The sequence below is a fragment of the Planomonospora sp. ID82291 genome (genome assembly GCF_015711645.1).
Classification (GTDB): Bacteria; Actinomycetota; Actinomycetes; order Streptosporangiales; family Streptosporangiaceae; genus Planomonospora.
On the sequence record NZ_JABTEX010000002.1, the window covers coordinates 1814952 to 1827767 of the forward strand.

The 12816-nt window shown below is 70.2% G+C and carries 13 protein-coding genes; 6 read left to right on the forward strand and 7 right to left on the reverse strand.

The genetic code is table 11. The annotated features are described in order from the left end of the window. The 3 genes from HS045_RS19065 to HS045_RS19075 form a co-directional block, all read right to left on the reverse strand. Entirely contained in the window at positions 1-423 is a 423-nt protein-coding gene (locus HS045_RS19065; protein ID WP_196452655.1) for a CBS domain-containing protein, read from the reverse strand. A 64-nt stretch (positions 424-487) separates the two neighbouring features. Next, positions 488-757, reverse strand: a complete 270-nt coding sequence (locus HS045_RS34725; protein ID WP_307827586.1) for a sulfurtransferase TusA family protein — start codon at positions 755-757, stop codon at positions 488-490. A 22-nt stretch (positions 758-779) separates the two neighbouring features. After that, positions 780-1916 (reverse strand): aminotransferase class V-fold PLP-dependent enzyme, encoded by a 1137-nt coding sequence (locus HS045_RS19075; RefSeq protein ID WP_196452657.1) that lies wholly within the window; start codon positions 1914-1916, stop codon positions 780-782. A 215-nt stretch (positions 1917-2131) separates the two neighbouring features. Here HS045_RS19075 and coxB point away from each other — a divergent pair, with 215 nt between their 5' ends. The 4 genes from coxB to HS045_RS19095 all read left to right on the forward strand — a co-directional run bounded on the left by coxB (position 2132) and on the right by HS045_RS19095 (position 6444). Further along, complete coding sequence (coxB, locus tag HS045_RS19080) at positions 2132-2881, forward strand: cytochrome c oxidase subunit II (RefSeq protein WP_307827587.1); 750 nt, start codon at positions 2132-2134, stop codon at positions 2879-2881. Beyond that, the gene (gene ctaD / locus HS045_RS19085; protein ID WP_196452659.1) at positions 2878-4539 is read left to right on the forward strand and encodes a cytochrome c oxidase subunit I; all 1662 of its coding nucleotides are present in this window, start codon (positions 2878-2880) and stop codon (positions 4537-4539) included. The genes coxB and ctaD overlap by 4 nt, the downstream gene beginning before the upstream one ends. After that, complete coding sequence (locus HS045_RS19090; RefSeq protein WP_196452660.1) at positions 4536-4931, forward strand: cytochrome c oxidase subunit 4; 396 nt, start codon at positions 4536-4538, stop codon at positions 4929-4931. Before ctaD ends, HS045_RS19090 begins: the two co-directional genes overlap by 4 nt. A 232-nt stretch (positions 4932-5163) precedes the next feature. Then, positions 5164-6444, forward strand: coding sequence for an Ig-like domain-containing protein (locus HS045_RS19095; protein ID WP_196452661.1), 1281 nt, complete (start codon positions 5164-5166; stop codon positions 6442-6444). 180 nt (positions 6445-6624) lie between these two features. Here the strand turns inward: HS045_RS19095 and HS045_RS19100 are convergent, their stop codons facing one another. The 4 genes from HS045_RS19100 to HS045_RS19115 are packed head-to-tail and all read right to left on the reverse strand — an operon-like array spanning position 6625 to position 10835. Beyond that, positions 6625-8283, reverse strand: a complete 1659-nt coding sequence (locus HS045_RS19100; protein WP_196452662.1) for a cytochrome bc complex cytochrome b subunit — start codon at positions 8281-8283, stop codon at positions 6625-6627. Beyond that, positions 8280-9392, reverse strand: coding sequence for a ubiquinol-cytochrome c reductase iron-sulfur subunit (locus HS045_RS19105; protein ID WP_196452663.1), 1113 nt, complete (start codon positions 9390-9392; stop codon positions 8280-8282). Before HS045_RS19105 ends, HS045_RS19100 begins: the two co-directional genes overlap by 4 nt. Beyond that, positions 9389-10201, reverse strand: coding sequence for a c-type cytochrome (locus HS045_RS19110; RefSeq protein WP_196452664.1), 813 nt, complete (start codon positions 10199-10201; stop codon positions 9389-9391). Before HS045_RS19110 ends, HS045_RS19105 begins: the two co-directional genes overlap by 4 nt. 16 nt (positions 10202-10217) lie before the next feature. Beyond that, positions 10218-10835 (reverse strand): heme-copper oxidase subunit III, encoded by a 618-nt coding sequence (locus tag HS045_RS19115; protein ID WP_196452665.1) that lies wholly within the window; start codon positions 10833-10835, stop codon positions 10218-10220. A 195-nt stretch (positions 10836-11030) separates the two neighbouring features. Here HS045_RS19115 and HS045_RS19120 point away from each other — a divergent pair, with 195 nt between their 5' ends. Both HS045_RS19120 and trpD read left to right on the forward strand, forming a co-directional pair. Next, entirely contained in the window at positions 11031-11429 is a 399-nt protein-coding gene (locus HS045_RS19120) for a hypothetical protein (protein ID WP_196452875.1), read from the forward strand. Positions 11430-11639: 210 nt separating this feature from the next. Beyond that, the gene (trpD, locus tag HS045_RS19125) at positions 11640-12689 is read left to right on the forward strand and encodes an anthranilate phosphoribosyltransferase (RefSeq protein ID WP_196452666.1); all 1050 of its coding nucleotides are present in this window, start codon (positions 11640-11642) and stop codon (positions 12687-12689) included. The last annotated feature ends 127 nt before the right edge of the window (positions 12690-12816 follow it).

The window sequence follows — 12816 nt, forward strand, 5'->3', positions numbered from 1 at the left end:
TCAGGCCCTGGCGTAGACGCGGTGGACGAAGTCCGCGAGCTTGTCGTCCGGCAGGTTCTTGGCCAGGTCGGCCTCACTGATCATGCCGACGATCCGGCCGTTCTCGATCACCGGGAGCCGCTTGATCTGGTTCTGCTCCATCTTGGACAGGGCCTCCTCGACGCTGGCCTCGGCCGGCACCCAGACCAGCCCGGTGGCGAGCTCCCCGGCGGTGGTCCGCGCCGGGTCCCTGCCCTCGGCGATGCACTTCACGATGATGTCGCGGTCGGTGATGATCCCCTTGAGCCGGTCGTCGCTGCCGCAGATGGGCAGGGCGCCGACGTTCATCTCCCGCATGAGCTGCGCGGCGCGGTCGAGCGTCTCCTCGGCCTGGATGCACTGGCAGCCGGCGCTCATCAGATCCTTGGCGGTGTCCCCGTTCATGGTGTCTCCCCCGAAAACGTGTGAATGGCACTTCCGGGGGAGCTCTACCCACTTTCCGGACGAATCAGTAGTTGCGCCGCACGTGGATCGCCCAGCCGCCCTCGGGGAGCTCGTGGCTGGCCACGTGGCGGTGGGACTTCAGCCGGCACCAGGCGGGCACGTCGGTGAAGGCCGCGGGGTCGTCGGCGAGGACCGCGACGACCCCGTTCAGCGGGACCTCGTTGATCCGCTCGGCGAGCATGATGATCGGGATCGGGCACTTCTTGCCCAGCGCGTCGATGGTCAGCGCCGGCGGCTGGGCGGCCTCCTCGGCGGCCTGCCTGGACGACGTCACGCTCTCACTCCCCGACTCCTCCTCACGACCTGACCCCGGCCTCCGCGCGGATCCTGCGCACCGTCTCCGGCAGCAGGGCGAGGAAGCGGTCGACGTCCGCTGCGGACGTGCCCCGGGGCAGCGATACCCGGACATTCCCATGCGTAAGCACGCCCATGGCCTCCAGGACGTGCGATGGACGAAGCGTACTCGCCGTGCAGGAGCTTCCGGAGGAGACGGCGAAACCGGCCTTGTCCAGCTCGGTCAGCAGCGCCTCCCCCTCCACGTAGAGGCAGGAGAAGGTGACGAGGTGCGGCAGCCGCGCGACGGGGTCGCCGATCACCTCGACGTCGGGGACGAGCCGGGGCACCTCGGACCGGATCCGGTCGACCAGCGCCGACAGCCGGGCGCCCTCATGGGCCGACTCGGCCGCCGCGGCCCGCAGCGCGGCGGCCGCCGCGACGGCCGCGGGCACGTTCTCGAACCCCGGGACCCGGCGCCGCTCCCGATCGTCCTCCGGCAGCGGGCTGCGCCACCGGACGCCCTTGCGGACCGCCAGCACGCCGACGCCGGCCGGCCCGCCCCACTTGTGCGCGCTGGCGGTCAGCACCGACCACCCGGCGGGCACGGGCAGCCGGCCCGCCGTCTGGGCGGCGTCCACCAGCAGCGGCACCCCCGCCGCGGCGCACGCCTCGGCGGCCTCGGCCACCGGCTGGACGGTGCCGACCTCGTGGTTGGCGCTCTGCAGGCAGGCCAGCGCCGTACCGGAGGCCGCGACCGCCGCGCCGAACTCCGCCGGATCGACCATCCCGGTACGGCCGACGCCCACCGTGACCGCCTCGCCGCCGTCGCGCTCGTGCAGGGCCGCGGCGTGCAGCACGCTGGAGTGCTCCACCGCCGAGACGACCAGGCGGTGGCCCGCCCGGCGCCGCCCCGCCAGGGCGCCCAGCACGCCCAGGTGGACCGCCTGGGCGCCGGAGGAGGTGAAGGAGACCTCGTCGGGCCGGGCGCCGAGCACCTCGGCGACCTCCTCGCGCGCCTGTTCCAGTAACATCCTTGCCCGGCGGGCCGGGCCGTACAGCCGTGCGGGGTCGGCCCAGCCGGCGTCGAGCGCCGCCACCAGCGCCTCGCGTGCCCGGGGGTGCAGCGGCTCGGTGGAGGCCGCGTCGAAGTACGCCACGCCCCAATCGTCGCATCCCGCACGCCACAACCGGGGCCGGGAGGGGGACCGGGGGTGGTCCGCGCTAATGTGTCCCACAGCATAAAGCTGTGAACTGCATGCTGTGAGTCTGAATAAACGACCGCCCAGGAGCGACTCTTGGGCTTCATCTGTGGGGTAGGCGATCCGTGAGTCCGACCCGCCGTTCTGCACGGCGTCCGTTGGCCCGCCGCCGGGTGCCACGCACTGCCGCTCTGGCGCTGCTGCTGGTGTCCGCGACGGCGTGCAGTGCCGAAGACTGGTCCCGAGGCGGCATGCCGGAAGGCGTCACCAAGCAGGCCGAGGCCGTCCAGAGTCTGTGGAACGGATCCTGGATCGCGGCTCTGGCCACCGGCGCGGTCGTGTGGGGCCTGATCCTGTGGTCCGCCGCGTTCCACCGCAAGCGGAAGAACTCCGCGGAGCTGCCGCCGCAGGTGCGGTACAACCTGCCGATCGAGATGCTCTACACGATCGTGCCGCTGATCATGGTCAGCGTGCTGTTCTACTTCACCGCCCGGGACCAGAACTACATCAACGAGATGTCGGCCACCCCGGACGTGAAGGTCAAGGTGGAGGGCTTCCAGTGGAGCTGGCGCTTCACCACCGAGGCGGGCGGCAAGCAGGTCCAGGTGATCGGCCGGCCCGCGGACAGCTACATGGCCGCCGAGGCGCCGGAGCTGATGCTCCCGGTGAACAAGCGGATCGAGTTCGACCTCGTCTCGCCGGACGTCATCCACTCCTTCTGGGTGCCGAACTTCCAGTTCAAGCGCGACGTGATCCCGGGCGTGCAGAACAAGTTCCAGATCGAGACGACCAAGGAGGGGACCTTCGCGGGCCGCTGCGCCGAGCTGTGCGGCGTGGACCACAGCCGGATGCTCTTCCGCGTGAGGGTCGTCTCCCAGAACGACTTCGACAAGTACATCGCTAGCCAGGCGGGTGCCCAGTGACCGCACAGATCCAGGCCGGCGTCTCCGCGCCGGTGCCGACCCGCAAGGGGTCGATCATCGCGAAGTGGGCGTCGTCCACCGACCACAAGGTGATCGGCAACCTCTACTTCATCACCTCGTTCGTGTTCTTCCTGATCGGCGGCGTGATGGCGCTGGTCATGCGGGCGGAGCTGGCCCAGCCGGGCCTGCAGTTCACCAGCAACGAGCAGTTCAACCAGCTGTTCACCATGCACGGCACGGTCATGCTGCTGATGTTCGCCACCCCGCTGTTCGCCGGCTTCGCCAACGCGATCATGCCGCTGCAGATCGGCGCGCCCGACGTGGCGTTCCCGCGGCTGAACATGGTCAGCTACTGGCTCTTCCTGTTCGGCAGCACCATCGCCCTGTCGGGCTTCTTCACCCCGAACGGCGCGGCCAGCTTCGGCTGGTTCGCCTACACCCCGCTGTCGAACGCGATCAGCTCGCCGGGCGTCGGCGGCGACCTGTGGATCGCCGGTCTGACCATCAGCGGCCTGGGCACGATCCTCGGCTCGGTCAACTTCATCACCACGATCATCTGCATGCGCGCGCCGGGCCTGACGATGTTCCGGATGTCGATCTTCACCTGGAACATCCTGCTCACCTCGATCCTGGTGCTGATGGCCTTCCCGGTGCTGGCCGCCGCGCTGCTCGCGCTGTTCGCCGACCGCAAGCTCGGCACGCACATCTTCGACTCGGCCACCGGCGGCGCGCTGCTCTGGCAGCACCTGTTCTGGTTCTTCGGCCACCCCGAGGTGTACATCATCGCGCTGCCGTTCTTCGGCATCGTGACGGAGATCCTGCCGGTCTTCAGCCGCAAGCCGCTCTTCGGCTACATCGGCCTGGTCGGCGCGACCATCGCCATCGCGGGCCTGTCGATCACGGTGTGGGCGCACCACATGTTCCCCACCGGCCAGGTGCTGCTGCCGTTCTTCTCGTTCATGACGTTCCTGATCGCGGTCCCGACCGGGGTGAAGTTCTTCAACTGGATCGGCACCATGTGGCGGGGCCACCTGTCGTTCGAGTCGCCGATGCTGTTCACGGTCGGCTTCCTGGTCACCTTCCTGTTCGGCGGCCTGACCGGCGTCATCCTGGCCTCCCCGCCGCTGGACTTCCAGGTGACGGACTCCTACTTCGTGGTGGCGCACTTCCACTACGTCGTCTTCGGCACCGTGGTGTTCGCGATGTTCGCCGGCTTCTACTTCTGGTGGCCGAAGCTCACCGGCAAGATGCTGAACGACGCGCTCGGCAAGTTCCACTTCTGGACGCTGTTCATCGGCTTCCACTCCACCTTCCTGGTCCAGCACTGGCTGGGCGCGCAGGGCTTCCCGCGCCGCTACGCCGACTACAGCCCGATCGACGGCTTCACCGACCTGAACATGGTCTCCTCGGTCGGCGCGTTCCTGCTGGGCGCCTCCACGCTGCCGTTCCTCTACAACGTGTGGAAGACGGCCAAGACCGCGCCGAAGGTCACCGTGGACGACCCCTGGGGCTACGGCAACTCGCTGGAGTGGGCCACGTCCTGCCCGCCGCCGCGGCACAACTTCACCTCGCTGCCGCGCATCCGGTCCGAGCGCCCCGCGTTCGACCTCAACCACCCGTACGCCCCGGCCCCGCGTGAGCTGGAGGAGGTCCGATGAAGGTTCAGGGCTGGCTGTTCATCCTCGTGGGCGTCTTCTTCGCCGCGGTGGACGTCGTCTACTGGTTCTGGTCCAAGGAACCGGTCGGCACGACGGCGATGGCGATCTCGGTCGGCTTCGCGCTCATGATCGGGTACTACCTGATGTACACCGCCCGGCGGATCGGCGACCAGCCGTCGGACGACAAGCAGGGCGAGATCAGTGACGACGCGGGCGAGCTGGGCTTCTTCAGCCCGCACAGCTGGTGGCCGCTCTTCGTCTGCCTGGCCGTCGCGCTCGCCACGGTGGGCCTGGTCATCGGCTGGTGGCTGTTCATGATCGGCGTCTTCGCGATCATCATGGCCATGATCGGTTTCGTCTTCGAGTACTACCGGGGCAACTTCTCGCACTGAGCGCACTGAGCGCGCCGAATGCGCACTGAGCGCGCCGAATGCGCGGAGAGGCCGCCCGGGCGTCGCCGCGACGCCCTCCGGACCGCGGAAGCGGGCCGTGGAATTCCCTCCACGGCCCGCTTTTTGGATTTATTTGAGGTTTGTTGATCACTCGCGTATCTCTGCGACGTGCTCGCCCGCTTACTCCGGGTAATAACGGAATCTGGAGACAGGCCGGGAAGAGGGAGCTCACGTGCGGCAGGCGATCCGTGGTTCGACCTATGGGCCGGGGCTGCTCGCCCTGGCGCTGGTGGTGTCAGGTCCGGCGGCCGGCGCCGCCGCGGGCACCGGGGGGGCGACGGAGCCGCCCGGGCGGGCCGGTGCGGCCGCACCGCAGGCGGTGCGCGAAGACCCCGCCGTGATGGTGATGCCTCCCGACGGCGGCGAGGGGGTGCCGACCGACACGACCGTTCTGGTCGGCGTCCGGGGAGGGACCCTGAAGAAGGTCGCCGTGCGGGCCGTGCGAGGCTCCGGGGGTGCTTCCGGGGCGGCGCTGCCGGGCGTGCGGAGCGCCGACGGCACCCAGTGGCGGAGCCGGGGGACGGCCGCTCCCGGGACCACCTACGAGGTCACCGTGCTGGCGGCCGATCCCGGAGGCGGCACCACGGAGACCACCAGCACCTTCACCACGGTCCGGGCCCGCGAGGGATTCGCCGTGCAGAGCCTCCTGCCGCACCGGGACCACACCGGGCTCACCGTGGGCGTCGGCATGCCCATCATGATCACTTTCGACCGGGACGTCACCGACCGGCTCTCCATCGAGCGCAACCTGCTGCTGCGCACCTCCAGGCCGGTGCACGGCGCCTGGCACTGGTTCGACGACCGGAACGTGCACTTCCGGCCGAAGCGGTTCTGGCCCGCCCACACCCGGGTCCGCCTGGAGGCGCGGCTGTCGGGCGTGCGCGGCGGCGCGGGCCTGTACGGCAGGCGCGACCACGTCCTGGACTTCAGGATCGGCCGGTCCCAGATCACCTCGGGCAGCGTCCGCGCCCACCGCCTGACGGTCCGGCGCGACGGCGAGGAGATCCGCCAGATCCCGATGAGCGCGGGACAGGGCGGCGTCTGGAAGTACCACACGACCAGCGGCGTCCACCTGGCCATGTCGCGCGAGCCGGTGACCATCATGATCTCTCCCGGCATCGGCCCCGGGCAGCCCGGCTACTACCGCAAGACCGTCTACAACACCGTGCGGATCTCCAACAGCGGCGAGTACGTGCACAGCGCCCCGTGGTCGGTCGGCTCCCAGGGCCGGGCCAACGTGAGCCACGGCTGCGTCAACGTCAGCCCGGCCGACGCGCGCTGGTTCATCGACAACACCCTGATCGGCGATCCGATCGTCATCACCGGCTCGCCCCGCGAGCTCGAACCCACCAACGGCTGGGGTCACTGGCAGGAGGACTGGGCGCAGTGGACCCGGTGGAGCACGCTCAAGGGCTTCACCACCGAGGGGATCGGGTCCTCCGCCGGCCAGTGAGGGCGGGCACGGCGCCCCGCCGGATCGGTTCCGGCCGGAGCGGCACGTCACGATCCCGCCGACCGGCCCTTCCCGCGTCCTCGGAACCGTTCCCGCACCCCGGGAGGGGACGGGAACGCAGGAGGGCCCGGGCGGATGATCCGCCCGGGCCCTCTTCCCGCGTCGTGCCGCGCCGGTCCGTCAGTGGATGGCGGGCTTGTCGTCCTCGCCGGCGCCGACGGCCGCGTGGCCGTGGCCCTCACCGTGGCCGTCGTCCAGCGGGATCTTCTCGCCGCCGTAGGCGGCGCTCATCTTGGCCCGGAGCCTGCCGATGGGGCCGCGCAGGGCCTTCGGCGGGACGTCGCCGGAACCGTTCCCCGAGCCGTTCCCGGTGCCGGGGAGCGTCGGGACCGGCTCCTTGCCGCGCATGTGGGCCTCGATGTCCTGCGACGGGGGCACGTGGACCTCGATGTACTCGCCGTGCGGCAGGCGCTTGATGACGCCCGACTCCACGCCGTGCCCGATGATCGCCGCGTCCTTGCGCTGCAGGCCGAGGCAGATGCGGTAGGTGACGACGTAGGCGATGGCCGGCGCCACGAAGACCAGGACCCGGCCCACGTAGGTCGTCCAGTTCAGCGAGACGTGCAGGACCCAGGAGAGCTCGTCGTTGGCGCCCAGCAGCCACAGCACGCCGTAGAACGTCATCGCGGAGACGCCGATCGAGGTGCGGTGCGGGTTGTTGCGGGGACGGTCCACGACGTGGTGCTCGCGGTTGTCGCCGGTGATCCACCGTTCGACGAACGGGTACAGCGCCAGGCCCGTCATGATGAGGCCCATCGGGACCAGCGCCGGGATCAGCACGCTCAGCGGGATCGTGCCGCCGCCCTGCCCGAACAGGTTGACCTCCCACGAGGGCATCAGGCGCAGCGCGCCCTCCAGGAAGCCCATGTAGAAGTCGGGCTGCGAACCGGCCGAGATGTCCGCCGGCGTGTAGGGGCCGAACAGCCAGATCGGGTTGATCTGGGCGAAGGTCCCCAGCAGCGCGATGACGCCGAAGGTGAACATGAAGTAGGCGCCGGCCTTGGCCATGAAGGCCGGGTAGAACGGCGCGCCCACCACGTTGTTGTTCGTCCGGCCCTTGCCCGGCATCTGGGTGTGCTTCTGCACCCACATGAGGATCATGTGGGCGGAGATGAGGCCCAGCAGGATGCCCGGGATGAGCAGGATGTGCAGCGAGTAGAACCGGGAGATGACGTCCTCGCCCGGATACTCGCCGCCGAACAGGAAGAACGTGATCCAGGTGCCGACCAGCGGCAGCGAGATGGCCACGCCCTCGGTGATCCGCAGACCGGCGCCGGAGAGCAGGTCGTCGGGGAGGGAGTAGCCGGTCAGGCCCTCCAGCAGGGCCAGGGTCAGCAGGAGCACGCCGATCAGCCAGTTGAGCTCGCGCGGCTTGCGGTACGCCCCGGTGAAGAACACGCGGAGCATGTGGACCATCATGCCGGCCACGAACAGCAGGGCCGCCCAGTGGTGCATCTGCCGCATGAGCAGGCCGCCGCGGACGTCGAAGCTGATCTCCAGCGCGGAGGCGTACGCCGCCGACATGCCGATGCCCTGGAGCGGGGCGTAGGAGCCCTCGTAGATCACGTGCTCCATGCTCGGCTTGAAGAAGAACGTCAGGAACGTGCCGGTCAGCAGCAGGATGATGAACGAGTAGAGCGCGATCTCGCCCAGCAGGAACGACCAGTGGTCCGGGAACACCTTGCGGAGGTTGCGCCGCATGAAGTTCCCGGCGCCCAGTCGGTCGTCGAGGAACGAACTGGTGCCGGCGATGGGCTTCGGAACGGTTGCGGTGCTCATGACTGGCGCCCCTTCTCACGAGCTTCGGCCTCGGCGTCGCCGCGCTCCCAGAAGCTCGGCCCCGGCGGGACCGGGAAGTCCGCCGTGGCCACGAGGTAGCCCTCGCCGTCCACCGCGATGGGCAGCTGGGGCAGCGGCCGGGCGGCCGGGCCGAACACGACCTTGGCGCCGTCGGCGGCGTCGAAGGTCGACTGGTGGCACGGACACAGGATGTGGTGCGTGGTCTGTTCGTACAGCGCAGCGGGGCAGCCAACGTGTGTACAGATCTTAGAGTATGCGACGATCCCGTCCGGTGCCCAATTGCGGTTGGTGCCGGACTTGAGCTCCTCGGGACGGAACTTGATCAGGATGAGCGTGGACTTGGCCAGCTCGTTCAGATCGTGCTCGTAGCCCTCGGGGACCACCGACAGGATGCCGCCGGGGGAGTTGAAGTCCGCCGCGCGGATCGGCGCGCCGGTGCCCTCGACGACGAGCCTGCGCGGCTTGCCCTCCTTGGTCTTCTCGCCCCAGACGGTGTGCCGCAGCTTCTTCGGGAAGTCGGCGTACTCGTGCGGGCCGAGGTCCTTCAGCAGCACCAGCGGGGCCAGGCCCAGCGGGGCCGCCGCGGCCAGCAGCGTACGGCGCAGCAGCGGCCGCTTGGTGATGCCGCTCTCGGCCGCGCCCTGCAGGAAGGTCTCGCCGACGTAGGAGCGGGTCTCGCCGTCGGAGGCCATCGCGTGGCGCTCCTGGACGAGCTTGTACTTCGGCATGACCATGCGGACCCAGACCACGATGCCCGAGGCCAGGGCCAGCAGCGCGACCGTGAGCGAGCTGCCCAGGGCCAGGTTCGAGGTCGCCGCGCTGTCCAGGTCGCCGACCTGGAAGGCCACGTAGGAGACGATGAAGGCGATGCCCGCCAGGAAGGCGAGCAGGAAGCAGAAGGCGGCGATCCGCTCGCCCTTCTTCGCCGTCGCCTCGTCCTGCAGGTTCACGCCGGGGACCTCGGCGGAGCCGGCGCGCTCCTCGGCGCCGAGCAGCGACGTGCCGGTGGCGGCGTGCGAAGGAGTGCCGATGACGCGCTTGGGAACGCGCTCGACCGGCTGCTCGATGTCGTGATTGTTGTCTGTCATTGGGCCTGTCGCCTCTTCGCGGTGATCCAGATAGCGGCCAGCGAGAGAAGGCTGAGACCCACGATCCAGGCGACCAGGCCCTCGGTGACAGGGCCGATGCGGCCGAGGTCGGCGCCGCCCGGGTCCTTCTGCTCACGCACGCCCACGATGTAGGCGATCATGTCCCGCTTCTGCTCGGGGGTGATGATGCTGTCGTTGAACACCGGCATGGCCTGCGGGCCGGTGATCATGGCCTCGTAGATCTGCCTCTCACTGGCCGGGTACAGCGGGGGGGCGTACTTGCCCTGGGTCAGCGCGCCGCCCTCGCCGGTGAAGTTGTGGCACTGGATGCAGTTGGCGCGGAAGAGCTCACCGCCCTTGGCCTTGTCGCCCTTGGAGGCGTCGACCTGCTCGGCCGTCGGGATGGTCGGGCCGCCGCCGAGCGACTGGACGTACGCCGCGAGCTGCCGGACGGTGTCCTCGTTCACCCACGGCGCGGGCTGCTTGCGCGGGGCCTGCGCTCCGGGGTTGGCCAGGGGCATGCGGCCACTGCTGACCTGGAAGTCCACGGAGGCGGCGCCCACGCCGACGAGGCTGGGACCGCGGTCCTTGACGCCCTCGGCGTTGAGGCCGTGGCAGCTGGAGCAGCTCAGCTCGAAGAGCTTCTTGCCCTCCGCCACGTCGTCGGCCCTGCCGGAGGCGACGGCCGCGTCGGCCCGCTCACCCGTCGGGGCCGCCAGGGTGTAGGTGAACCCCAGCAGCCCCAAGGCCAGAAGCAGGACGGCGTATCTCGCGAGGGGATGCCGCCGCCCAGCGGTGATCCTATTCACAGAGATCCCCGATTCCTTAATGGATGCCATAGATGGTCACGAAAAGGCCGATCCAGACCACGTCGACGAAGTGCCAGTAGTAGGACACGACGATCGCGCTGGTCGCCTGCTCACGGGTGAAGCGCTTCGCGGCGTACGTGCGTCCCAGCATGAACAGGAACGCGATCAGTCCACCGGTCACGTGCAGGCCGTGGAAGCCCGTGGTCAGGTAGAACACCGAGTCGTACGCGGTGTGCGACGGGGTGTGCCCCTCGTGGACCAGCTGGCTGTACTCGTACAGCTGACCGGCGACGAAGACGGCGCCCATCAGGAAGCTGACGACGTACCAGAAGCGCAGCTTGGCGACCTGGCCCTTCTCGGCGGCCCACACGCCCAGCTGGCAGGTCACACTCGACAGGACCAGGATGATCGTGTTGGCCAACGCGAACGGGACGTTGAGGTGGGCCTCGGGCCAGGGCAGGCCCTGGCCGAGACTCACCGACCGGATGGTGAAGTACATCGCGAACAGCGCCGCGAAGAACATGAGCTCGGAGGACAGCCAGACGATCGTCCCGACGCTGACCAGGTCAGGTCTGTTGGACGAATGTGCTGTCGTCGTCGTTGAGATTGCGGATGCTGTCGCCACGGGCAGCATTATTGCGGCTCCCCTGGTCGGGTCGCCGCACGGCCCCCCGCTAGGAGGGGTAAACGTCCCTTTGATTGGGACGTAAAGGGCAATTCGTAACCTGTCGCCGCCGGTCTGGGTCTCCGGGCGGGCCGACCGGTAGCATCCCAGGTGACCATACATCGACAAGGGATAGTGAGCGCGACCGTGAGCACCGACGACAAGATGAGGGTCCTCGTCTACAGCGACGACGCAAGCACCCGGCAGAGGGTGCGCGAGGCGATCGGCCGCCGCCCCGCCGCCGACGTGCCCCTCGTGGAGATCGTGGAGTGCGCCACCCACGCGAAGGTCGTCCAGCACCTCGACTCGGGCGTGATCGACGTCGCGGTGCTCGACGGCGAGGCCAAGCCGGCCGGCGGCATGGGCGTCGCCCGGCAGGCCAAGGACGAGGTCCACGACTGCCCGCCGATCTGCCTGCTGATCGCCCGCCGCGACGACCGCTGGCTGGCCGAGTGGTCCCGCGCCGAGGCCGTCGTGCCCCAGCCGATCGACCCGGTGGCGCTGGCCGACACCGTCGCCGACCTGATGCGCCGCCGGCTCTCCACCCGCCTGCCCGCGCACTAGGAGACCGCCGGGCGAGGCCCGCGGACGCCCGGGAGACCGGGCGACCGGGTGACGCCCGCAAGACGCCGGGGAGACGCCTGGGAGACGCCTGGGAGACGAGGACGGGCCGCCCGCGGCCGCCCCGGGAGGGCGGCGCAAGCGGCCGACCCGGTTCTCCGCCGGAAACCCCGACCGCCGTTGCACGACCGGTAGACCACTCTGGAGACCCTCATGGACGCGCGCACCACCTGGCCCGCGCTGCTGTCGGCCCTGCTCGCGGGTGAGCACCTGACGGCGGACGAGACCGCCTGGGCGATGAAAGAGATCATGTCCGGTTCGGCGACCCCCGCGCAGATCGCCGGGTTCGCCGTGGCGCTGCGCGCGAAGGGCGAGACGGTCTCGGAGGTGACCGGCATGGCCCGCACGATGCTGGAGCTGGCCACCCCGCTCTCGGTCGAGGGCCCGGTGGTGGACATCGTCGGCACCGGCGGGGACCAGGCGCACACCGTGAACGTCTCCACCATGGCCGCGATCGTGGCCGCCGCGGCCGGCGCGCGGGTGGTCAAGCACGGCAACCGGGCCGCCTCCTCCTCCTGCGGCGCCGCCGACGTGCTGGAACACCTCGGCGTGGTGCTGGACCTGGCCCCGGCGGACACCGCCCGGGTCGCCGCCGAGGCGGGCATCGCCTTCTGCTTCGCGCCGGTCTACCACCCCGCGTTCCGCTTCACCGGCCCGCCGCGCAAGGAGCTCGGCGTGCCGACGATCTTCAACTTCCTCGGTCCGCTGACCAACCCGGCCCGGCCGGCGGCCCAGGCGATCGGGGTCTACGACGCGCGCATGCTCCCGGTCGTGGCCGGGGTCTTCGCCGAGCGGGGCGTCTCCGCCCTCGTCTTCCGGGGGGACGACGGCCTCGACGAGCTCACCATCGCCACCACCTCCACGGTCTGGGTCGTCCGGGACGGCACCGCCACGCAGACCGTCTTCGACCCGGCCGTGCTCGGCATCCCCCGGGCGGGGGGGGACGCGCTGCGCGGCGGGGACGTGGCCTTCAACGCGCAGGCCGTGCACGACCTCCTCGGCGGCAGGACCGGCCCGGTGCGCGACGCGGTGCTGCTCAACGCCGCCGCCGCGCTGGTCGCGCTGGACGGGGCGGGCGACGACCTGGACGCCGCGATGGCCGGGGCCCACGCCCGCGCCGTCGAGGCCGTGGACTCCGGCGCGGCCGCCGCGACCCTCGCCCGCTGGATCGAGGTCAGCGGGCCCCTGCGACCGGCCCGGTGACGGCGGAGCCGCGGCCCTGACGCGCGAACCGGTGGAACCGGTGGAGAAACCGGTGGAACCGGGGAGAACCGCGGGGACGGGGAGTCCTGCGTCCGCGGCGGGGAGGGGGTTGTTAGCTGATAGCGAA

Bases quoted from the DNA above. Each gene is read 5' to 3' on its own strand.
- HS045_RS19115 (WP_196452665.1), bottom strand. From the start codon at position 10,835: ATGCTGCCCGTGGCGACAGCATCCGCAATCTCAACGACGACGACAGCA.
- HS045_RS19090 (WP_196452660.1), top strand. From the start codon at position 4,536: ATGAAGGTTCAGGGCTGGCTGTTCATCCTCGTGGGCGTCTTCTTCGCC.
- HS045_RS19120 (WP_196452875.1), top strand. From the start codon at position 11,031: ATGAGGGTCCTCGTCTACAGCGACGACGCAAGCACCCGGCAGAGGGTG.
- trpD (WP_196452666.1), top strand. From the start codon at position 11,640: ATGGACGCGCGCACCACCTGGCCCGCGCTGCTGTCGGCCCTGCTCGCG.
- HS045_RS19100 (WP_196452662.1), bottom strand. From the start codon at position 8,283: ATGAGCACCGCAACCGTTCCGAAGCCCATCGCCGGCACCAGTTCGTTC.
- HS045_RS19105 (WP_196452663.1), bottom strand. From the start codon at position 9,392: ATGACAGACAACAATCACGACATCGAGCAGCCGGTCGAGCGCGTTCCC.
- HS045_RS19065 (WP_196452655.1), bottom strand. From the start codon at position 423: ATGAACGGGGACACCGCCAAGGATCTGATGAGCGCCGGCTGCCAGTGC.